Origin of the sequence: Alteribacillus sp. JSM 102045, from assembly GCF_041949975.1 — a bacterium.
Taxonomy (GTDB): domain Bacteria; phylum Bacillota; class Bacilli; order Bacillales; family Marinococcaceae; genus Alteribacillus.
Genome location: NZ_JBHFQG010000002.1, coordinates 204,763 through 226,631, shown reverse-complemented (window position 1 = coordinate 226,631; position 21,869 = coordinate 204,763). Strand labels below are relative to the sequence as shown.

General features: G+C 40.3%; 17 protein-coding genes. All 17 read right to left on the bottom strand.

The genetic code is table 11. The annotated features are described in order from the left end of the window. Window positions 1-174 precede the first annotated feature (174 nt). The 17 genes from ACE1TI_RS02630 to ACE1TI_RS02550 all read right to left on the bottom strand — a co-directional run bounded on the left by ACE1TI_RS02630 (window position 175) and on the right by ACE1TI_RS02550 (window position 21,769). A complete protein-coding gene (locus tag ACE1TI_RS02630) occupies window positions 175-1,851 on the bottom strand; it encodes an ABC-ATPase domain-containing protein (RefSeq protein ID WP_375006017.1) in 1,677 nt (558 codons plus the stop codon). 111 nt (window positions 1,852-1,962) lie between these two features. Then, window positions 1,963-2,829, bottom strand: a complete 867-nt coding sequence (locus ACE1TI_RS02625; RefSeq protein ID WP_375006016.1) for a 2-oxoacid:ferredoxin oxidoreductase subunit beta — start codon at window positions 2,827-2,829, stop codon at window positions 1,963-1,965. Further along, window positions 2,830-4,569, bottom strand: coding sequence for a 2-oxoacid:acceptor oxidoreductase subunit alpha (locus ACE1TI_RS02620; protein WP_375006015.1), 1,740 nt, complete (start codon window positions 4,567-4,569; stop codon window positions 2,830-2,832). It lies immediately after the preceding gene. Between the two features lie 593 nt (window positions 4,570-5,162). After that, window positions 5,163-5,423 (bottom strand): stage V sporulation protein S, encoded by a 261-nt coding sequence (locus tag ACE1TI_RS02615; RefSeq protein WP_091270499.1) that lies wholly within the window; start codon window positions 5,421-5,423, stop codon window positions 5,163-5,165. A 139-nt stretch (window positions 5,424-5,562) separates the two neighbouring features. Beyond that, the gene (locus ACE1TI_RS02610) at window positions 5,563-6,357 is read right to left on the bottom strand and encodes a TIGR00282 family metallophosphoesterase (protein ID WP_375006014.1); all 795 of its coding nucleotides are present in this window, start codon (window positions 6,355-6,357) and stop codon (window positions 5,563-5,565) included. 290 nt (window positions 6,358-6,647) lie between these two features. After that, a complete protein-coding gene (gene rny / locus ACE1TI_RS02605; RefSeq protein ID WP_375006013.1) occupies window positions 6,648-8,213 on the bottom strand; it encodes a ribonuclease Y in 1,566 nt (521 codons plus the stop codon). Window positions 8,214-8,588: 375 nt separating this feature from the next. Next, complete coding sequence (recA, locus tag ACE1TI_RS02600) at window positions 8,589-9,629, bottom strand: recombinase RecA (RefSeq protein ID WP_375006012.1); 1,041 nt, start codon at window positions 9,627-9,629, stop codon at window positions 8,589-8,591. Window positions 9,630-9,904: 275 nt separating this feature from the next. Then, entirely contained in the window at window positions 9,905-11,512 is a 1,608-nt protein-coding gene (locus ACE1TI_RS02595) for a DEAD/DEAH box helicase (RefSeq protein WP_375006011.1), read from the bottom strand. Further along, window positions 11,509-12,750 (bottom strand): competence/damage-inducible protein A, encoded by a 1,242-nt coding sequence (locus ACE1TI_RS02590; RefSeq protein ID WP_375006010.1) that lies wholly within the window; start codon window positions 12,748-12,750, stop codon window positions 11,509-11,511. The genes ACE1TI_RS02595 and ACE1TI_RS02590 overlap by 4 nt, the downstream gene beginning before the upstream one ends. 24 nt (window positions 12,751-12,774) lie before the next feature. Continuing rightward, window positions 12,775-13,353 carry a CDP-diacylglycerol--glycerol-3-phosphate 3-phosphatidyltransferase gene (pgsA, locus tag ACE1TI_RS02585; RefSeq protein ID WP_375006009.1) on the bottom strand — a complete coding sequence of 193 codons (579 nt, stop codon included), beginning with the start codon at window positions 13,351-13,353 and terminating at the stop codon, window positions 12,775-12,777. A 412-nt stretch (window positions 13,354-13,765) separates the two neighbouring features. Continuing rightward, window positions 13,766-14,680, bottom strand: a complete 915-nt coding sequence (locus tag ACE1TI_RS02580; RefSeq protein ID WP_375006008.1) for a helix-turn-helix domain-containing protein — start codon at window positions 14,678-14,680, stop codon at window positions 13,766-13,768. A gap of 16 nt (window positions 14,681-14,696) precedes the next feature. Beyond that, window positions 14,697-15,473: a YmfK family protein gene (locus ACE1TI_RS02575; protein WP_375006007.1), complete on the bottom strand. Its 777-nt coding sequence runs from the start codon at window positions 15,471-15,473 to the stop codon at window positions 14,697-14,699. Between the two features lie 262 nt (window positions 15,474-15,735). After that, window positions 15,736-15,993, bottom strand: coding sequence for a DUF3243 domain-containing protein (locus ACE1TI_RS02570; RefSeq protein WP_375006006.1), 258 nt, complete (start codon window positions 15,991-15,993; stop codon window positions 15,736-15,738). Window positions 15,994-16,078: 85 nt separating this feature from the next. Beyond that, window positions 16,079-16,798, bottom strand: coding sequence for an elongation factor P 5-aminopentanone reductase (gene ymfI / locus ACE1TI_RS02565; RefSeq protein ID WP_375006005.1), 720 nt, complete (start codon window positions 16,796-16,798; stop codon window positions 16,079-16,081). 2 nt (window positions 16,799-16,800) lie between these two features. Then, entirely contained in the window at window positions 16,801-18,096 is a 1,296-nt protein-coding gene (gene yfmH, locus ACE1TI_RS02560; RefSeq protein ID WP_375006004.1) for an EF-P 5-aminopentanol modification-associated protein YfmH, read from the bottom strand. Then, on the bottom strand, window positions 18,093-19,370 hold the full coding sequence (yfmF, locus tag ACE1TI_RS02555) for an EF-P 5-aminopentanol modification-associated protein YfmF (RefSeq protein ID WP_375006003.1): 1,278 nt from the start codon (window positions 19,368-19,370) through the stop codon (window positions 18,093-18,095). The genes yfmH and yfmF overlap by 4 nt, the downstream gene beginning before the upstream one ends. Window positions 19,371-19,402: 32 nt before the next feature. Continuing rightward, complete coding sequence (locus tag ACE1TI_RS02550; RefSeq protein ID WP_375006002.1) at window positions 19,403-21,769, bottom strand: DNA translocase FtsK; 2,367 nt, start codon at window positions 21,767-21,769, stop codon at window positions 19,403-19,405. Window positions 21,770-21,869: the final 100 nt, after the last annotated feature.

Sequence of the window (21,869 nt, the reverse complement as noted above, 5' to 3'; positions counted from 1 at the left end):
TCTTCCATTTCTTTTAAATTAAGCTGGGATTTATATACCATATTAGAACATCTGCTCCCAAGGAACAGTATGAAGTTATATGAGCGATACATGGAAGGTCCAATTTTAAATTATACCTGCTATAGGCAAGGAAAACAATAGCGCACTGCTTTTATACCGTGCGCTTTTCCTCGTTTATTTCACGATAAGTTCTCTATGGCGGTTAATTGCTGCTGCGACTTCAAACCTTCGAGGCATTGCCATGTCTCCAGGATGTTTCCCGGTGAATGGAGAAACGCTGTCGAGACCTTTTTGTTTCACGTCCTTTTCAATAAAAGCCAGGATCTCTTCTATTGATGCTTCTTTTCCTAAAGCAGCACATGCATGACGAATCATATTGGCGATGGCGTTCGTCTGACTGCTGTTAACAAGCTGTTCTACCCCGGATAGGTCAATAATATCCTTTCCATACATAATTGTCGTGCGGCCTTTCGCACTGACTTTTTCTTTTTTTCCTTTTCTCGGATGGAAACTTGAAGTAAATATGGTTCTGTTTGTCACCTCTCCAAATTGGGCACCAGCTTCTTTTTCCCGGTCAGATCCAAATTGTTTTACAATATTTTTTGCTTCTTCTGTCACATCTTTTGGCTTGTACTCTTCCATCATCACTACACAATCAGCTACATCGAAATAGTCTCCTGCACCGCCTACAACGAGAATAGTTGAAACGTCATGCTCTTCGTATAATGCTTTTACTTTATCAATAAAAGGCGTAATTGGTTCCTTTTCTTTCGCAACAAGAGCCTGCATACGGCCGTCACGGATCATAAAATTCGTAGCACTTGTATCTTCATCCATTAGAAGACATTTTGTTCCTGCTTCTAAGCTTTCTATAATATTAGCTGCCTGAGAAGTACTTCCGCTGGCATTTTCTGTCGTAAAAGTACGAGTATCCTTTTGAATAGGCAAATTTGAAATAAAAGGAGAAATGTTAACTCCTGCTACACTTCGTCCGTCTTCGGCACGGACTTTTGCTGCCGTTTCGTCCGTAATCACATATTCTCTTCCATCGCCGGCACGGTGATTATATACCCCGCGTTCCACTGCTTCTAGAAGTGTACTTTTACCATGGTAGCCTCCTCCGACAATAATATTAACGCCTCTTTTTAAGGCCATCCCCTTAATGGGTGAACGATGAGGCAGCTCTATTTCTACTTCTAAAGAAGAAGGCGCATAAAAAGGAACCACGTGATCGTCACGAAGAGGTTTATTGCTGATCCCGCTTTCTCTTGGAAGAATAGAACCATTGGCAATAAAGGTTATATAGTTATTTTCCTTAAGATACTCCCGAATGGCTTCCTGCTGGTCAGAAAGCTCTAATTGGTTCAGCAGATGCTGTTTGTTATATTGTTTTACTGCACTATTTAACATTTCAGGTAAATCTTTTGTCAGGCGCTGTTTTGCTTGTTTTCCTAAAATGGTTCTTCCTCTTGCTGGTAGATGGATCGATAGACGGATGTCTATTTCATTTTCTTTTAGCATCACAGCTGTTCGGTCTATAATTTCTTGGCCAGGGCCGTCAATGACAATGGCGTTTCGCTGATTTCTTTTTTTAAGCTCGGTTTGAATTTCTTTTGCAAAAAAATCAATCGTGGCAATTTTTCTGGCACTCGTTTTGTCGCAATCCTTATCCAGCCCAAGTGACTTCCTGCTTATCACAACACGGGCACGGGAAGGACTTGCGTAAGGATCCGCCTGGATATGGTCCATATGTAAACGAAAATCTTGAAATTGAAACGTACCCTTTATATCGTTGTATGCTTTATACCCTTTGTTATCTATTCTGTCTAATGTTTTTATTAACTGCTGCATCTTTTGACTCCTTTCTTCATCATTTCCTCACAACTGTTTCCCGAACTACACATTTTTAAACAAAAAGGGCTTGGTCTGTAAGTCAGACCAAACCTCCATTTTTATTTTCCCTTACATAAATTCTTTCGTAAGCCGATCAAATTTCTCACGGTCAAGCTTCAAATTATCTTCTGAAAGCGGAGTTGATTTATAACCTGGAATTTTATCCTGATAAGAAGGAGTGTTCTCATCTTGATAAATGAGCCCTGTTACTAAGCCATTATGTTCCATTAATGTTTGCATTGCTTTTGTTCGGTCGGTATGATCATAGTTCTCCATAGCATCGAGCTTTGTTAAATTTTCTTTAAACCAATCATACGTGTTTACTTTATTAAACGTTACACAGGGGCTGAATACGTTAATAAGTGAAAATCCGTTATGATTAATGCCCTGCTCAATTAACGATGTTAATTCTTTCAAATCACTTGAAAAACTTTGAGCAACAAAAGTTGCTCCAGCAGTTAATGCGGTTTCCATGACGTTAAGTGAAGCTTCAATGGAACCGTTTGGTGTACTTTTCGTTTTAAAGCCGGCATCGCTTCTCGGAGAGGTTTGGCCCTTCGTCAATCCATAGATTTGATTGTCCATGATAATATAAGTCATATCAATATTTCTCCGGATAGAATGAATGGTATGCCCCATTCCAATGGCAAAACCGTCCCCATCTCCGCCGGATGCGATGACAGTGAGATCGCGATTTGCCATTTTAACGCCTTGCGCTAATGGCAGGACCCTTCCATGGACACCATGGAAACCATAAGCATTGATATAGCCTGAAATTCTTCCTGAACAACCAATACCGGTAATAAGCGCCAGGTCATGAGGCTCAAGGCCAACATTTGCAGCTGCACGCTGAATAGCAGCTTGAATAGAAAAATCACCGCAGCCAGGGCACCAATTTGGTTTTACTTTATTACGAAAATCTTTAACTGTAGCCAATTATAACAACTCCTTACACTTGCTGTGAATCTCAGCAGGTAAAAACGGGTTTCCGTTATATTTTAAAATACTTTCCATTTTGACACCTGTGTTTAAACGGATAATACTTGCAAGCTGACCGGTGGCGTTATTTTCAATGACGACTGTTTTTTTAGCCCTGTGCAGTTTTGGTTCCAGCTCTTCTGCTGGGAATGGGTGCAGCAGTCGTATGTGCGCATGGTTTACTTTATATCCTTCTGTTTCTAAACGGGTAATGGCTTCATTTATAACTCCACGCGTAGAGTTAATTCCAATAACAAGTAAGTCAGGTTCATCATGAGGATCGTAAGCATAAATTGGTTCGTCAAATCGGTATGGAACCATTTCTGTTTTTTTCAGACGTTTGTCCATTTGTTTTTGGCGGTTTTCAGGCTTTTCGGAAGGCTTTCCTGTTTCATCATGTTCTACTCCGGTTACGTGAAATATACCATTTTCGGTTCCTGGCAAGAGCCTCGTTGAAATTCCGTCTTCTCCAGCTGCATACCTTTCAAAATATTCTTCAGGTGCTTGCTTCGGCAAGGAAGGCTCTTTCTCAAGCTTTCCTCTTCTGATTTTAATCTTATCGTAGTTTAATGGCTCTACTGTCTGTTTGCCTAAAGAAAGCGCGAGGTCTGTCATTAATATGACCGGACATTGATATTCTTCTGCCATATTAAAAGCTGTAATGGTATCATAAAAAGCTTCCTGAACAGTGCTCGGTGCTATTACTATTTTAGGTATTTCTCCGTGTGTGCCATATAACATCGCCATCATATCGGATTGCTCTTGCTTTGTTGGAAGACCTGTACTTGGGCCTCCTCTTTGTGTATCTACAATCACTATCGGTGTTTCCGTCATACCTGCAAGACCAATAGCTTCTGTCATTAAAGACAAACCAGGACCAGCAGAAGCTGTAAAAGCACGGACTCCAGCATAATTAGAACCGATTGCCATATTGGCTGCCGCTATTTCGTCTTCTGTTTGAATAACCGTTCCGCCAAAGTCAGGGAACTTTTTAATTAAGTATTCCATAATCTCAGAAGCCGGGGTAATAGGATAAGCAGCCATAAAACGTGTCCCTGCTGCAATGGCTCCAAGGCCAATTGCATCGTTTCCAATCATAAACATACGTTTTTTGCCATCTGCTTCTTTTAAAAGAAAGTCTTCATGCTGGCCACCCGCCTGATCAGCAAAATAAGCAGCTCCTTTTCTTATGGCTTCCATATTCTTTTCTACTACCGCTTCGCCTTTTTTTAAGAATATTTCCTCAACGACCTCTTGATAATGATCGGCCGGAATACCAAGGATTGCGCTGGATGCTCCGACGGCCACCATATTTTTCATGAGGGGTGTGCCTAATTCTTTTGCTATTTCTGTAAACGGTATATCATACAAATCTGCTTTTCCATCCTCTGGTATCGTTGGATTGAATTTAGCGTCGGCAATAACAATGCCGCCCTGGCGAAGTTCGTCATAATTTACATCAATTGTTTCTTGATCAAATGCTATTAATATATCTAGATCATCTGAAATGGCGTTAATCTGCTTTGTACTTACCCGAATCTTATTATTCGTGTGTCCGCCTTTAATACGCGAGGAAAAATGACGGTAGCCGTATAAATAATAGCCGAGCCGGTTGAGAGCCACCGAAAAAATCTCACCGGTGCTTTCAATCCCTTCCCCCTGCTGACCGCCGACTTTCCAAGAAAGCTGATCAATCATTTATCTCATCCTTTCGGTTCCTTACCTCTCTGTCTTCTATTTCGTTGCGGTATGAATCTCTATTTTGTAATTGTGTTTTTTTTAGGAAGTTAAATACACACTTATTAATCGTAGAATGAACCTTCTGAAAAAGCAAGGAAAGAAGCTTTTTTTATTTATTTAAACATTGTATCAAAGTATTCTTATCCGGGCTATAGGTTTTATAAAAACAAAAGTGCAAGCGCCCTGTTTTAAATGACGTTCAGCTAACGACATTAATGAACTTCTACTAAATTCACACACGTCCTGTGTGCAACGTAGAAGAAGTCACCCATCCTGTGGAAGTACGTCCTGTGACAACGTCGAACTGGCTTGTACAGGAAGTATTGACGTTGTGAACTCGTCGCCAAAAACGCCACGTCCTTGGCATTGGCGGTATTAGCACGTCCTGTGCGTCGATGTTCCTTACTCCGTCTTGGGCCTTCGAGAGTCTGGGCCTGAAGCTAGAAACAATATGGAGATAGTTATCCATAATGGAAAAAATATAATTTTCTAGACAATGAAAAACCTGGCTTGTCATGAGACAGCCAGGCTTTCGTTATAACCATTTTTCATCAACGGGGCTCTATAATTAACTTAATTGCCGTTCGTTCTTCGCCATCGATTTGAATGTCGGTAAAGGCTGGAATACAAACAAGATCAATACCGCTTGGAGCAACAAAGCCCCTGGCGATTGCTATGGCTTTAATTGATTGATTAAGGGCACCTGCGCCTATCGCCTGAATTTCAGCGGCGCCTCTTTCACGAATGACTCCTGCCAAAGCGCCTGCTACAGAATTGGGAGTGGATTTGGCTGATACTTTTAATACTTCCATTTTTAGTACCTCCTTATGTGGGATAATGCCCCTCGTTAACTATATTCATTATATTCCACTTGTATTCCTGCTTAGTATAGTGATATTTTCTAAATTTTCTAATTGTATGCGCAAGGTGCCTTACTTTAAGGAGATCTTTTTATTCAAAAAAAGGATGTTCATCACTTATTTGAATACGATCAATTTTTTTGGCTTTTCCTGTTTTTGGAACTACTTCAATAAGGATTCCGTTTAATTGTTCCCTACCTTTGGCAACTTCAAACCTAACTGGAAGATTTGTTAAAAATTTATTGATGATATCCTCTCTTTTCATTCCTAAAATACCATCCAACGGTCCTGTCATTCCTGCATCACTTATATAAGCCGTGCCATCTGGTAATATTCTATTATCCGCTGTTTGCACATGAGTATGAGTCCCTGCTACCGCAGTAACTTTACCATCAAGAAACCAGCCCATTGCCTGCTTTTCACTAGTAGCTTCCGCATGAAAATCAACGAATATAATAGGAGTCCGCTTTTTAATTTTTTCAATAAGAGCGTCAGCTTTTTTAAAGGGACAATCATTTGGAGGCATAAAGGTTCGGCCCATTAAACTGATAACCCCTACTTCAAGATCGTTTACTTTCGCAATGATATATTCATTCCCTGGCGTCTCTTCTGGATAATTTGCGGGTCGTACCATAAGAGGTGCGTCATTTATAAATTCAAAAATCTCTTTGTTATCCCATGTATGGTTTCCTAAAGTAACAGCCTGGGCTCCTTTTTCTAAAAACCCTTTATAAATTTTCTCGGTAATTCCTTTGCCGCCTGCTGCATTTTCCCCATTTAAAATAGTAACGGCAGGTTTATACTTCTTTTTTAGCTTGGGAAGGTATTCACTGACCATGTTTCTGCCAGGAGAGCCAACGACATCTCCTACAAATAATATTTTCATACAACGTCTCCTTTAAAATTTTCAATCAGTGAGCGTAATTTTTTTATATCAAAACTAAATAGTAAAGTGCAAGTTTCTCTTATTAATGGGAAAGGAGAAAAACCTGGCTTTTTCCTAAATACTTATCAAGAAAGCTTTAAATCTTAGTTACGAATATCTATTACTATAATCATTAGAAAAACTCGGCTTACCGCCGAGTTATTGCGGCGAATGCCGTTTTTAATTATAGTTCACCAATAAAATGTTAGACATTCCTGACAGTGTAAAAATAAAGCGGCGAAATCGCCGCTTTATTTAGCATATTCTACTGCTCTCGTCTCCCTTATTACTGTCACTCTTATATGACCGGGATAATCGAGCTCTTCTTCAATTTGTTTCGTAATATCTCTGGCCAACCGATGCGCCAATGCGTCATCAACTAAATCAGGTTTCACCATAATTCTTACTTCACGGCCTGCTTGAATGGCGTACGTTTTTTCAACCCCTTCGAACGATTCCGCTATTTCTTCAAGCTTTTCTAATCGACGAATGTACGTTTCAAGCGTTTCTCTTCGAGCACCAGGGCGGGCAGCAGATAACGCGTCTGCAGCAGCAACCAGTGTTGCGATAACAGAAGTCGCTTCCGTATCTCCATGGTGGGATGCAATACTATTTATCACTACTGGATGCTCTTTATATTTTTGAGCAAGCTCTACACCAATTTCCACGTGACTGCCTTCCACCTCATGGTCAATTGCTTTCCCAATATCATGGAGAAGCCCCGCTCGTTTAGCTAACTGTTCATCCTCACCAAGCTCTGCAGCCATCAATGCTGTTAGATGAGCCACTTCCATCGAGTGGTTAAGAACATTTTGCCCATAGCTCGTTCTAAATTTCAATCGGCCGAGAATTTTAATTAAATCTGGATGAAGTCCGTGAATCCCCATTTGAAAGGTGGTTTCCTCACCGTATTCACGAATTAATTCATCTACTTCCCGCCTTGATTTTTCAACCGTCTCTTCAATGCGGGCCGGATGAATTCGTCCATCCTGTACAAGTTTATCTAGTGACGTCCGGGCAATTTCTCTTCTAATTGGATCAAATCCGGAGAGAATAACAGCTTCCGGTGTATCATCAATGATTAGGTCAATTCCTGTGAGTGTCTCGAGAGCGCGAATATTTCTTCCTTCTCTTCCAATGATTCGGCCTTTCATTTCATCATTTGGAAGATTTACAACAGAAACGGTTGTCTCTGCAATATGATCTGCTGCACAGCGCTGAATAGCCAATGAAAGAATTTGCCGTGCTTTCTTGTCCGCTTCATTTTTAGCACGTTCAGTATGTTCTTTCACCATTAAGGCTGTTTCATGCTCGAGTTCCTGCTGGACGTCTCGTCTAATCATTTCTTTTGCTTCTTCACGGGTCATCCCTGAAATTCTCTCTAGCTCATCTTGCTGTTTTGCTAAAATCTCCTCCACTTTGCTGTTATTTTCATCTACCTGTCGTTGTTTGTCGGCGAGAGATTCTTCTCTCTTTTCCAACGATTCTTCTTTCTTGTCCAATGTCTCACTTTTTCGGTCAAGAATCTCTTCTTTCTGCATTAAGCGGTTTTCTTGTTTCTGAACTTCATTTCTTCGTTCCCGCAAATCTTCTTCTGCTTCTGCACGAAGCTGATGCGCTTGATCTTTTGCTTCGAGCACTGCCTCTTTTTTACTGGCTTCTGCTTTCCGCTCAGCATCTTCTACGATCTGTTTGGCGGCTTGTTCCGCGCTCGCTATCTTCGCTTCCGCAATAGATTTACGAACAAAATAACCAATCAATCCACTCAAAGCTGCAACGACAACAAGCAAAATGGAGATGAGAAAGATGTTTTCCAAGTCTTTTCACCTCCTCTTGCTATCTGGTTGTACCCTTTGGTTCCACTGTTTTTGCCTAAAGGGGGTGTTTTTTCATTTTTGTTCATAAAACTTCGCATACATGTGAATGTTTCTTTGACGTGGTGTCGACCGGTTGTGCCGTCGATAAAAAAGGCTTGGTTTATAGGAGAGTGATCTGCTAATTTCTCCAATAAAAAAGCCTTTTAGAGCAAATACGGTGAACATTCCGTGACACTTTTTCAAGCATCACTCCCTTTAATTGTATCCTCCCACTGTAGACATGTCAAGACTTCCCAATGTCCTCAATCCCCTATCTGTAAATGGATTTAGACGATTTAAAAACCACCCTTTTTAGAATAAAGGGTGGTTGAAACGTTATTCTTCATCTGCTTCTATTAATAATCCTTCTTCTTCGGCTTGAGATTGGATTGCATCAAGGTTATAGTGCTCACGGATACTTCCTTCAATAGTGGCTGTTACTTCTTCATTTTCTTTTAAATACTGCTTGGCATTTTCTCGACCCTGCCCTAAGCGTTCTCCTTCATATGAATACCAGGCACCACTTTTCTGTACGATATCAAGTTCAGCACCAATATCAAGAATAGATCCTTCTCTTGAAATTCCTTCCCCATACATAATATCTACCTCAGCCTGCTTAAATGGCGGAGCAACTTTGTTTTTCACAATTTTAATGCGGGTTTTATTTCCTACCATTTCATTGCCTTGCTTGAGTGTCTCTGCACGGCGGACTTCCAGCCTTACAGACGAATAGAACTTCAGTGCACGGCCGCCTGGAGTAGTCTCGGGGCTGCCAAACATTACACCGACTTTTTCACGAATCTGGTTAATAAAGACAGCGATGGAATTCGATTTACTGATCGCTCCAGAAAGTTTCCGAAGAGCCTGAGACATTAACCGTGCCTGCAATCCGACATGGCTGTCTCCCATTTCCCCTTCGATTTCCGCTTTTGGTACAAGCGCTGCGACAGAGTCAACTACAATAATATCTACAGCACCGCTGCGCACAAGGGCTTCAGCAATTTCAAGAGCCTGTTCACCGGTATCTGGTTGGGATAGTAGCAGCTCATCAATATTAACACCTAAGTTTTGAGCATAAGCCGGATCCAGAGCGTGTTCGGCATCGATGAATGCTGCCTGCCCGCCTTTTCGCTGCACTTCCGCAATCGCATGAAGAGCCACGGTGGTTTTACCAGAAGATTCCGGACCGTATATTTCTACAATTCTGCCGCGAGGATACCCGCCGACTCCAAGCGCAATATCTACAGCTAATGCCCCGCTGGATATTGTGGAGACTTTTCGTTCGGCTTGTTCCCCAAGCTTCATTATAGATCCTTTTCCAAATTGTTTCTCAATATTTCTAAGCGCCTGGTCAAGCGCTGCTTTTCGCTCACTCATTTTATCTCTCCTTTATTTTGCCAAAATCCAACCGTAAAATCAGAATTTATTTCCCCCGAAACCAAAAGACAGCTCCATAAAAACGCCCTGACAAATGAAGGACCGTTTTGTTTTTATCACCTATTACATCATACCTTTTTTTATTAGATTTGCCAATAGTTTTCACGAACATTTATTCGGTTTTTTATTAAGAGGAACAGACTCAGCAAAATGGAGTTTTTTAATGAAAAACTGCTCAAAGGATCGTCCTATGAACAGTTTTTTCATTATTATTTTTATTTGGAACGAGACTTTGAGGAGGCTGTGTTTCTTTTAGGACGAGGCTTAGCTGGCTCTAAATTTACCCGCGCTCCATTAATACGGGAATAGCGCAGCGCTTCATATACGAACGGAGCCACCTCCTCCGGCACTTCTACAAATGTAAATTTCTCAAAAATATCAATTCGGCCAATTGCTTTTCCAGGGATGCCTACTGCATCCGAGATCTCTTCAATAAGCACTTTAGGACTCATATTTACATTTCGGCCTACATTAATGAAGAATCGTATCATTCCTTTTGCGCCGCCGGTTTCACCAAAATTATAACCGTCATCATTTTCACCAATTGCTGTGGAGAAGTTCATTTTCATTAGAGAGCGAATAATGTTTTTTGGGTCATATTCCGCTAAAAGTTCATCAGCAAGATCATCAAATAAAGAAAGCTCCTGTTCATCTTCAAATTGATCAATAATAAGGTTTTTCCATGCTTCTTGCTGCTTTTCCACCACTTCTTCAATAGAGGGAACACTCTTTGTTGGTATGGACATTTTTATCTCAGACTCTATCGAACGCAGATGCTTCATTTCTCTTGGCGTTACAAGGGTTAGAGCTTGACCTGTGCGTCCGGCTCTTCCGGTGCGGCCGATGCGGTGCACATAACTTTCCGGGTCTTGCGGGATATCATAGTTAATGACATGACTGACGTTTTGCACGTCAATCCCGCGGGCTGCAACATCTGTTGCTACAAGTAGTTCAATCGAGCTTTCACGAAACTTTTTCATAACTGCGTCGCGCTGGGACTGAGTAAGGTCCCCATGCAGGCCGTCAGCAAGGTAGCCTCTGGCTTGAAGAACTTCTGTTAATTCGGCGACACCTTTTTTTGTACGGCAGAAAATTATTCCAAGCTCAGGGTCCTGACTATCTAAAATACGGCACAATGATTCTTGTTTATTTCTCTCAAGAACTTTGTAATACCATTGGTCAATGGAAGGGGCTGTTACTTCACTTTTGTTTATTGACACAGTCACCGGCTTAACCATATACCGTTTAGAAAGTTTACGAATCGCCGGGGGCATTGTAGCTGAAAAAAGCAGTGTCTGTCTATCCACATTAATTTGCTTTAATATGGTTTCTATATCGTCAATGAAACCCATATCAAGCATTTCATCCGCTTCATCAAGAACGACAGTTTTCACCCGGTCAAGCTTTAATGTTTTGCGGCGTAAATGATCCTGCACCCGCCCGGGAGTACCGATGACAATTTGAACACCTTGCTTTAAAGCTTTAATCTGATGACCAATGGACTGTCCGCCGTAAATAGGAAGTGTTCGAATATTTAAATACTTAGAAAGCTTCTGAAGCTCACCGGATACTTGTATAGCAAGCTCTCTGGTTGGTGTCAAAATCATCGCCTGAACATAGCCTTCATTTGTAATCCGGTTAATAAGCGGTATTCCGAATGCCGCCGTTTTTCCCGTCCCAGTTTGTGCTTGGCCAATTAAGTCCTTCAATTGCAAAATTTCAGGGATTGCTTTTTCTTGAACAGGAGAGGGCTCTTCAAACCCCATTTCCCGAATCGCTTTTTTAATTTCCTCTTTTACATCAAAATCTTCAAAGTACGTCATTTGTTTACCACCTTTTCTTTCAGTAAAAACCAGCAGCCGTAATAAACCGCTAAACGTCGTATTAGTTCACGGCTCCCGGCGAGATTTAATGCATATGAAGTTACTCCATTTGGCCCGGAAATACCGATCCATACGGTTCCCGGATCCTTCCCTTCTAATGGTTCCGGACCTGCCGCACCAGTAAAACTAATTCCTATGTCAGTCTGATACTGCAGACGGACTTTATCAGCCATCGCTTCGGCACATTCCTTACTTATCGTTCCATATTTATCCATCAAATCATGACTTATCCCTAATACCTTATTTTTTGCTGATTGAGAATAAACGGTGGAAGAACCTTCAAACATCGCTGAAGCACCAGCTACATCTACGAGTTGTTTGGCAAACCAACCACCGGTTAAACTTTCCGCCGCGGACAGTGTAACTCCTTTTTTGCCGTAGTTTTTCACTACCTGAACAGGCAATGTTTCGTTTTCTCTGCCATAAAAATATTTTCCTACACGCTGTTGGATTTGTGTTTCTACTTTATCTAATAAAACGTCAGCTTCCGAACGGGTTTTTGCTTTAGCGGTTAATCTGATAGTCACTTCCCCATCAGAAGCGAGCGGCGCAATCGTCGGATTAGTCTGTGCTTGAATGATATCTATCAGCTCTTCTTCGAGCCTGGATTCTCCAATATCGAAAAAACGAAGAACTCTTGACAGCACTAAAAATTCTCCAGCCAACTCTTTTAATAAGTAAGGTTTTATTGTGTTTTCATACATGTGTTTTAATTCCCGAGGCGGGCCCGGTACCAAGATTAATAATGTATCCTTGTAGTTGTCTGCCATACCACAAGCTAGTCCGGCTCTATTATAAAATACATCACTGCCTTCTGTATAGTGAGCCTGTTTTTTATTATTTTCTGACATTGTTCTTTTTCGCTGCTTAAAAAACTGCTTCATGAAATCGAGAGTGGGCTGATGGTACATTAAGCGTTTTCCTGTTAATTCAGCTGTTACTTCTTTTGTAAGATCATCTTCTGTAGGCCCTAGACCACCTGTAATAAATAAGATATCTGCTCTTTCACAGGCTTCTTGAAAAGCTGAAGTCATGCGTTTTTTATTGTCACCAACGACTGTATGCCTGTAAACATTTATGCCAATACTCGCAAGTTCCTGAGATAAATATTGTCCATTTGTATTTGCAATTTGACCCAGCAGAAGTTCCGACCCAACTGCGATGATTTCTGCGTTCATTTTTTTCACTCCATTCTTGACTTTTTACATCGAATGCTTGAATACATGTTTGTTTTTCACAAAATAATCAACACCGGATACTACTGTCAATGTTACTGCAATCCACATAAGAATCATTCCTAATGGAATATTTAATATGGCATAAAAAAGACCGTCTAGGAGAAGGACCGCTAATGCAGTCATTTGAAAAACAGTTTTCCACTTACCTAGACTACTTGCCGCGATCACTTCTCCATCAGAAGCAGCTACGAGCCGGATTCCTGTCACTGCAAATTCCCTGCTTAAAATGACGATAGCCATCCAGGCAGGAAGCACTTGCAATTCAATTAATGACAGCAAAGCAGCCGTGACAAGCAGTTTATCTGCCAACGGGTCAAGGAATTTGCCGAAGTTACTGACCAAGTTATATTTTCTGGCGTAATACCCATCAAGCCAATCGGTGGATGCTGCGAGAATAAATAGAAAAAAGCCTGCGGCATATGCTGTTGGAAGGACATTACCGCTTATTTCAAAACTTCCCATTGGCAAAGGAACAAGCATAAATATCATAAAAATTGGTATTAAACATATACGCGCGACCGTTATTTTATTTGGCAGATTCATCGTAATACCTCGTTTCTAATGACTTTACGTTCCTCCTAGAAATAAACATTCCTTCGTCATTGTACCATATAATATTCAAATCGAGGAAAAGAACGGAAAATCAAGTATATTTTATCGTTTCCATATTAAAAAAACTCGGCTTATCGCTTTTTAAAGGAAACCGGCTACGTTAAAGGAACTTCTGCTAAGTTCGCGAACGTCCTGTTCGCAACGCAGAAGTCACCACATCGTGTGGAAGTACGTCTTGTGGCAACAGCGGCATTAGTACGTCCTGTACGTCGACGAAACCCGTAGTTTTATTTATACTGTTCACCAATAAAATTTTATATTTTCTAGTGTAAAATTGTGATGGAACACCTGCCCGTTTATCATTGAACTGAAAAATCCCCGGGGGTTTTCCCCAGGGAAATTGTTATTCAGATTGTTTTTCAAATATTAAATGCTGGTGAACTACTTCTGAAGGTTCAATAGGGTATTCGATTTCCTCTCCATTAAAAAGAACCGTTACGGCAGTTGTATTTCCGATATTTAATTTCACATATTCTTCATCACTGTAATCAAGTTCTACTTGATCACCTTCTGACACACCTGCAAAATCTTCAAGAATATTGCCATCTTTATCCTGGGCATCCAGATAGGAATCTCCAGAAAGCTCAATTTTGATAATCATTTCATCAGTGCCGGAAACATCAAAAGTAGACCGGCGGTTTTCTGTAGAGACCAGCTCAGGTGTTTCAATTTCTGTTTCTTCTTCCTCTTCTTCTTTTTCCTCAGACTCATTTTCTTCCCCTGAGGCATCGGTTTCAGATGGTTCTTCTTGTGATTCTTCCTCTTCGTTTTCCTCATTTTCTTCAGTGGAATCTAATTCGTCATTGGAATCTACTTCAATGGAAGGATCGTCTTCAGGAGAAACTCCTCCCGGGTTGCCTCCTCCTGTACCCTGGACGACAAGATACACTCCAGCTGCTACGACAATTAAAAATAATATTCCCATTAAAACAGGAAATATATTTGAATTCTTTCTTTTCTTTTTTTGGACTTTTGGTCTTGCCCGTTCGGCCCGCGATGGTAAATCTGTTGTCTGTTGTTTTGGCTGAGGCAGTTCATTTCCATATGTTTCAAAAACTTCATCCGGTTCGAGTTCTAACGCTTCCGCATAACTTTTAACGAATGCTCTTGTATAAAACGCTCCGGGGAGAGCATCATAATTGCCTTCCTCAATAGCTGTCAAATAACGTTTTTGTATTTTAGTCATTTCCTGCAGCTTTTCAAGTGACAGTTCTTTTTCTTCTCTTTTTGTTTTTAAGTAATGACCAAGCTCTGACAATGTTAACACCTACCACCTAACTGATATCGAAAGAAGAAAAACCTGATTCTACCACTTCGTACGTGATCTCCTCTTTTTCATCATTTCGTAATTCTATCATACAATCAAAATCATCAAGCGTATAAGAAGATTCTCTTACAAATATATCAGGATGTTCTACGACTTTTACAGCGGGAAGTCTCATAATTTCATCTACTAACATTCTATGTTTTTCCGAAGCCCTCATCATAGACACAATTCCATCAATAATATAAATATGTCCTTCTTCGAGTTCGTCATCAGCAAGCTGATTTCGGACCGTCTGTCTTAAGAGAGTCGACGATATAAATGACCATCGTTTATTAGCGCAGACGCTGGCGGCCACAAGGGATTCTGTTTTCCCAACACGAGGCATTCCGCGAATGCCTACAAGGTAATGCCGGTCTTTTTTAAACAATTCTGCCATGAAATCAACGAGCAGTCCAAGCTCATCGCGTACAAATCGAAATGTTTTTTTATCGTCAGCATCACGTTCTATGTAACGGCCATGCATAACTGCAAGCCGGTCACGCAGTCTCGGTTCCCTGAATTTTCTAACAGTAATATTCTCTATCGTATCGAGGATCGCTCGAAAACGGGTAATTTGATCATCGTGTTTGCTTCGAATAAGCATACCACGCCGCCGGTCCTCCACACCATTAATAGTAATAATATTGATCGACAGCATGCCTAATAAAGAGGATATATCCCCAAGAAGGCCTGGACGGTTTTGATGGATTTCATATTCTAAATACCATTCTTTTTTTTCCTCCATCCTTCTTTCACCTCTACTTACAGATCTTTCTTTTCAGATATCTGTCATTTTACGCTATTTTTCTCCATTTGAACAGAGCAATAAAGTTATTTTAAAACGAATGTCCCTGGATTTTTTATAATAAAGAGCAAGTACCTTCCGCTTTTCTCCCGAGAACCCTTGCAGGTAAAATGGTTTTTAGATATGGAAGCCAGGCGGCAGTGTTTTTAGAAAAGAAAACTGCCCCTCTTTCTCGAAGAAGGACAGCATTCATTTTTGCATCTTATTGAGCGGAGTTAGATTGAACGAGTTTCACCATCATATTTGCGATTGCATGCTGCTCCTGCTCGTCCGCTACTTTCCACATATCCGATAATACACGCTCTTGTTCATTTTTAGGATCTACATTGTTTGCAAGGTATTCACCAACTTCGTACGCTATGTCAGAAACAACATTTTCTGCCATACCATCTTGCTTGGCCTGGTCAAGCCTTCCATCTAAAAATTGTTTCCATTGATCCCAATTATCCAATACAGACATGTAATTCCCTCCTTAAAGGTGTCATCATCACTAGGATGTTCAGGCAGGAGGAAAATTATGTGTTGACAAAAGGAAAATTATTTTATTACCAGCCTCCGTTGATATCAAGTACATGGCCGTTAATATAACCAGCCTTTTCACTAGTTAAAAATGATATAGCTTCTGCTGCCTCTTCGGCTGTACCAAATCTTCCTGAAGGGATTTCTTCTTTTAACGCCGCGCGCTCCTCGTCTGAAAAACCTGCCATCATCGGAGTCTCAATGACCCCGGGGGCTAGCGCATTAACGCGGATACCTGATCGAGCTGTTTCTTTGGAAAGTGACTTAACAAAACTATTCACACCGCCTTTAAAGGCAGAATAAGCCACTTCCATTGCCGCACCCCGGTTTCCCCAAATAGAAGATATCATAACGATATTTCCTTGTTTGTTTGAAATCATAGAAGGAAGCAGTTTTTTAGTTAGCAGCATAGCATTTAAAAGATGAAGGTTCCCCAGCTCATAAAGTTCCTTTTCTTGAATGTCTTGAAAAAAACCATAGTGAGATATTCCGCAATTATAAATGAGCGTGTGCACAGGGGAGTGCAGCTGCTTAAAAAGTTCTTCTGCTCCGCCTTTTTTTGAAAGGTCACTCTTTACTAAGTAAACCGGAACGCCATAGGCCTCACATTTTTCTTTTAAAGCAAATGCTTCGTTTTTTGATTGATGATAATGAAGGAACAATGGTTTTTTTTTAGCAGCAAGTTTAAGGGCAGCGGCTCTGCCTATAGCGCCGCTTGCCCCTGTAATTAATGTATAACCTGCCATTATTAATCCGCCTGTTTTTTAATAATTTGAGAAACAGAACGCGTACTTTCTTCAAAATGGGTCTGCATCAATTTATTTACTTCTTCTACTGTAATACCTTCTAGTACTGGTATGGCTTCAAACAAATGGATGTTATGAAACGCAAAGCTCGTATATTGATTTGCTACAAACTCAAGCGAATTCAGTTGTTTTAAAAAGTTACCGATTTTTTTCTTTCTAACGCGTTCTAACTGATCATTCGATAATCCATTTTGGCGAGCTTTATCAATGGTTTGAATAATTCGCTGTTCGAGCTTCTCAGGTTCTTTCGTGTCTCCACCTACTGCCAGGAATGAAAAAGAGCGTTCTGCTGTAAATTCTGTTGAAAACGAATCGTCAATTAAGCCATCCTCATATAAAGCTTCATAAGCATCTGAACCAGGACCAAACAAAGCGTCAAGCATTAACTGCATAGAAAATTCATATTTCAAAAGCTCTTTTCCTTCTAAATTACTAGCATCGACCTTATAACCGACCATGCATTTCGGAGTATTCACACTCATTTCGGCTACTGATTTATCACTTTTGACCTCTTTTGGTTCCTCGTCTATTATTCGTTCAATCGTTTCTGGCTCTTTAAATGATTTGTTATTTTGGTTATTACGCACTAACTCCATTACTGCATTTGGATTTACATCACCGGCTACAAATAAAATCATATTCGATGGATGATAAAACGTTTCATAGCATTCATAGAGGTTTTCTTTTGTAATATCATAAATTGAGTCAACACTGCCGGCAATATCAATTTTAACCGGATGTTTATGGTACATATTGCCGAGAAGGTTAAAGAACAACTGCCAATCGGGATTATCTTCATACATCGTGATTTCTTGTTCAATAATTCCTTTTTCCTTCTCCACACTTTCATCGGTGAAATAAGGATGCTGGACAAAATCAAGCAGCGTCTCTAAATTTTTATCAGTATCCTGCGTGCTTGAAAACAAATAAGCTGTTTTGGTGAAACTGGTAAATGCATTCGCAGATGCTCCCTGTTCTCCAAATGTTTGAAATATATCTCCTTTTTCATCTTCAAACATTTTATGTTCGAGAAAATGTGCTATACCGTCTGGAACAGTAACAGCTTCGTTTTTCCCGATTGGGACAAAGTGATTGTCTATTGAACCATAATTCGTTGAAAAAACAGCAAACGTTTTGTGAAACCCGGGCTTTGGAAGAACATATACGGTTAACCCATTATCAAGCTGTTCTTTATAAATCGTCTCTTGCAGCTGTTCAAAAGTTTTCATATTTGTCATTTGGCAGCCTCCTCACCGCGTAAAAAATAGCAAGTGTCCAATTCGACTGTAGCGGCAGCGTCTATTACATCATGCTTTGTCACAGAATCAATTGCTTTGACCCACTCTGTTAATTCCCGCTGATTGCCTGCTGCTATGCTTTGATAATATAAATCGACAAGGCCTCTTGCAGAGTCTGCTGTTTCAAGGAGCTGGTTTTTGACCATCACTTTCGTTTGTTCTACAGCTTCATCAGTAAAATTCCCTTGTTTCATATCATCTAACTGTTTCTTAATAATTTCCACAGCTTTTTCATATTTAGAAGCTTCAATGCCAGCAAAGACTAACACAAGTCCTTTTAGACTCTCATATCTAGAAGCTGCGTAATAAGCCATGCTTTCTTTTTCTCTAACATTCATAAATAATTTAGAATGAGGAAATCCTCCAAATAATCCATTCATGACTTGCATAGCAGGAAAACGTTCATCTGCAAAAGTTACAGCAGTTCTATAGCCTAAATGCAGTTTACCTTGGTTAATATCATCTGTTTCCGTTTTTTCTTTTGGTTCATTTAATGGCTTAGATTGTTGGGTATCTGCCTGCTTTTGTGGAGAGTGGGAAGTGACAGAAAAAATGGAAGCAGCCTCTTCTACTTCTTCTGCTTTTACGTCTCCCACAATGTAGAGGCGAATATCGTCTTCCTGAAGCATTCTTTTATATTCCTGCATTAAAGTGTCGGAGTTGATTTTATCTATTTTTTCCATTTCGCCGAAAGGATGGACAGAATAAGGTTCATCTTTGCACATTTCTTCTAATAAACGTTTATTGGCATACCGGATTTTATCGTCATATATAGATTCCATCCGCTGTTTTAATGTTCGTTTCTCTTCACGAATTACTTTTTCTGAAAAACCGCCTTTGTCATCAAGGAACGGATTCTCAAGCACTTCATGCAAAAAAGATAAGCTTTTTTTAAATAACGGGGTATTATCTTTTAAAAATTTTTCGTTTGCCGCTTCTAATCGAAAAGAGATGATGTGATTTTCTCCTTTTTTCTGAACGTCTGCATGAAAAGAGGCTCCATAAAGATTGTCTAAATACAATCTGATTTCTTTACGGGACGGAAATTGTTTTGATGCGCTTTTTAATACATTTGCCAGCAACGATCGTTCTGTAGCTGTTTCTTTTGACAGGGTGCTTTTAATTTGTAAAACAAAGTTTGTTGTTTTGTATTTCGAAGTGGATACGACATGTACATCCAGCCCATTTACATTTATAATTTGTTCTTCTAGCATATTGTTCTTTACCTCCTTGTTTGATATCCATACTACCTTGACGGCATTTCTTCGCTGCTTTGATCATTATGCTGACTGACAAGGACCTCTCTTGGTTTGCTGCCTTCATAAGGTCCTACAATTCCCCGCATCTCCATTTCATCAATTAATCTGGCTGCTCTCGTATATCCTATCCGGAATCTGCGCTGTAGCATGGAAACAGACGCACTTTGCATTTGAAGGACCAGTTGAACAGCATCGTTGTAGAGGTCATCATTTACTTCCTCGTTTACTTCTGGTTTGTCTTCTGGAATCATTTCTTCTTGATAGTTGGCTTTTTGCTGGGCAACCACAGCTTCTACTACAGCTTCCACCTCTTCGTCAGAAACAAATGCGCCCTGTACGCGTGTTGATTTATTTGCTCCTACCGGCTGAAACAGCATATCCCCTTTTCCTAACAGCTTTTCTGCACCAGCTGAATCTAAAATCGTACGTGAATCCGTTTGGCTGGAAACCCCAAAAGCGATTCGAGATGGAATGTTGGCTTTAATTACTCCTGTAATAACATCGACGGAAGGACGCTGAGTTGCAATAATCATGTGAATCCCGGCAGCACGCGCCATCTGTGCAAGCCTTGTAATAGCATCTTCTACATCACTTGAAGCTACCATCATTAAATCCGCCAGTTCATCGACAAGAACAATAATGTATGGAAGTTCTGGCTGCTTTTCCTCTCCTTTTTCATTTTGCTTTTTTATCAGCTCATTATACCCTTCAATATTTCTCGTACCGCTGTGGGAAAATAAATCATACCTTCTTTCCATTTCTGCGACGACTTTTTTTAATGCCTGAGCAGCCTTTTTAGGCTCGGTGACAACAGGAGTCAGCAAGTGCGGGATACCGTTATATACATTTAACTCCACCATTTTTGGATCAATCATCATTAGCTTTACTTCATGCGGTCTTGCTTTCATTAATATACTTGTAATAATACCGTTAATACATACACTTTTTCCACTTCCCGTAGCTCCAGCTACGAGTAAGTGCGGCATTTTATGCAGAGATGCAAGTACAGGTTCGCCTGAAATATCCCGCCCAAGCGCTACCGAAAGCACATGATCATCCTTTTGATAACCAGCTTCTAGAACTTCCCTAAGTGTAACCATCGCTACTTCTTGATTTGGTACTTCAATGCCCACCGCCGCTTTTCCAGGAATTGGGGCTTCTATGCGGATATCTTTTGCTGCAAGAGCTAGTGCCAGGTCGTCAGCCAAATTAACGATTTTACTAACTTTCACCCCGGTGTCCGGCTGCACTTCGTATTTTGTCACGGCCGGGCCTAAATGAACTTCATTTACCCTGGCTTTTACGCCAAAGCTGTTCAGCGTTTCTTCTAACTTTCGAGCGTTGGAGGAAATTAAGCCTCTCTCTTGATTTTGAGTATTATGTTTAGGAGAACCGAGTAAACGAATGGCAGGCAGCTCGTAATCTTTATTTTCTTCTTCTTGTGAAATTAACGGAGCCGCTGTATCAGACGCGCTTTCTACTCCATTTTCTTTAGGTGCTGAGACCGACATTCCAGGTTGTTTCACTGATTCACCATTTGGTTCATACTTTTCGGCAGGTGTTTGATAAGTTTGCTCAGCAAAATTATAGATAACCGGTTCAACTGTTTCATCAGCTGGCTGCACAGGACCAACTGACTTATTATCTTTCTTGTTTGTTTTTGAAGCTGATGGTACCGCTGAATGAACTTTACTTGATTTTCTTTTTTCATAAGCTTCTTTTTGCTGCCGTGTTTTCTCTTTTACTGAAAGGATTGCTTGTTTAAATTTTGGTCCGCTTTTTTTAGAAATATACTGAATGATCTCTTGCAAAGACAGCCCTGTAATTAATAAAAAGGACAGCAAAAATAACAATACGGCTATAACCCTTGTGCCTCCAGCATCAAATAAAAATTGGGAGGTAACAAACAATAATGCACCGATCATACCGCCGCCTAAATCTTCCACACGTCCATTATCAAAAGGGTCGAGTATAAATAATTCCCACGTCGTTACAATAGCTGAGCTTTCCTGGTACTGCCCCTGCATTCCCAGGTTTTCAAACATTTGAACATGGCTTAATAATAATAAAGTAGTAACAGCCAAATATAAACCGTTTAAACGTTTTCCGATCAACACAGGGAATTTTCTTTTTATTATTAGAGACGCTGCTAAAATTAATATACCTATATTTATTAGGGGGTACCATTCGCCTGCAATAAAACGAAAAAGAGACAAAGTTACTTCTCCTGCACGTCCTAAATGGAATAGCGCAAGTATTCCGAAAGTAAATATTATAAGACCGCTCAGTTCAAATTTCATCTGAGCTTTCCAATGCTTGGCCGTTCTTTTTTTACGCTTTGACTTTTTTGCCATCCTATCACCTCGAACCTTCCGATGCTGATTTGTTGTAGAAAACGATATGTATAAAGAGCGCATCCTATTTAAATGTTAACCACAACGAATTGGGCTGTCT

Excerpts from the sequence above, each read along its gene's own strand:
- ACE1TI_RS02620 (WP_375006015.1), bottom strand. The coding sequence starts at position 4,569 with ATGATTGATCAGCTTTCTTGGAAAGTCGGCGGTCAGCAGGGGGAAGGG.
- ymfI (WP_375006005.1), bottom strand. The coding sequence starts at position 16,798 with ATGGCAGGTTATACATTAATTACAGGGGCAAGCGGCGCTATAGGCAGA.
- yfmH (WP_375006004.1), bottom strand. The coding sequence starts at position 18,096 with ATGACAAATATGAAAACTTTTGAACAGCTGCAAGAGACGATTTATAAA.
- pgsA (WP_375006009.1), bottom strand. The coding sequence starts at position 13,353 with ATGAATCTGCCAAATAAAATAACGGTCGCGCGTATATGTTTAATACCA.
- ACE1TI_RS02570 (WP_375006006.1), bottom strand. The coding sequence starts at position 15,993 with ATGTCTGTATTGGATAATTGGGATCAATGGAAACAATTTTTAGATGGA.
- ACE1TI_RS02615 (WP_091270499.1), bottom strand. The coding sequence starts at position 5,423 with ATGGAAGTATTAAAAGTATCAGCCAAATCCACTCCCAATTCTGTAGCA.
- ACE1TI_RS02590 (WP_375006010.1), bottom strand. The coding sequence starts at position 12,750 with ATGAACGCAGAAATCATCGCAGTTGGGTCGGAACTTCTGCTGGGTCAA.
- ACE1TI_RS02575 (WP_375006007.1), bottom strand. The coding sequence starts at position 15,473 with ATGGAGGAAAAAAAAGAATGGTATTTAGAATATGAAATCCATCAAAAC.
- ACE1TI_RS02595 (WP_375006011.1), bottom strand. The coding sequence starts at position 11,512 with ATGACGTACTTTGAAGATTTTGATGTAAAAGAGGAAATTAAAAAAGCG.
- ACE1TI_RS02550 (WP_375006002.1), bottom strand. The coding sequence starts at position 21,769 with ATGGCAAAAAAGTCAAAGCGTAAAAAAAGAACGGCCAAGCATTGGAAA.
- yfmF (WP_375006003.1), bottom strand. The coding sequence starts at position 19,370 with ATGCTAGAAGAACAAATTATAAATGTAAATGGGCTGGATGTACATGTC.
- ACE1TI_RS02610 (WP_375006014.1), bottom strand. The coding sequence starts at position 6,357 with ATGAAAATATTATTTGTAGGAGATGTCGTTGGCTCTCCTGGCAGAAAC.
- ACE1TI_RS02630 (WP_375006017.1), bottom strand. The coding sequence starts at position 1,851 with ATGCAGCAGTTAATAAAAACATTAGACAGAATAGATAACAAAGGGTAT.
- recA (WP_375006012.1), bottom strand. The coding sequence starts at position 9,629 with ATGAGTGAGCGAAAAGCAGCGCTTGACCAGGCGCTTAGAAATATTGAG.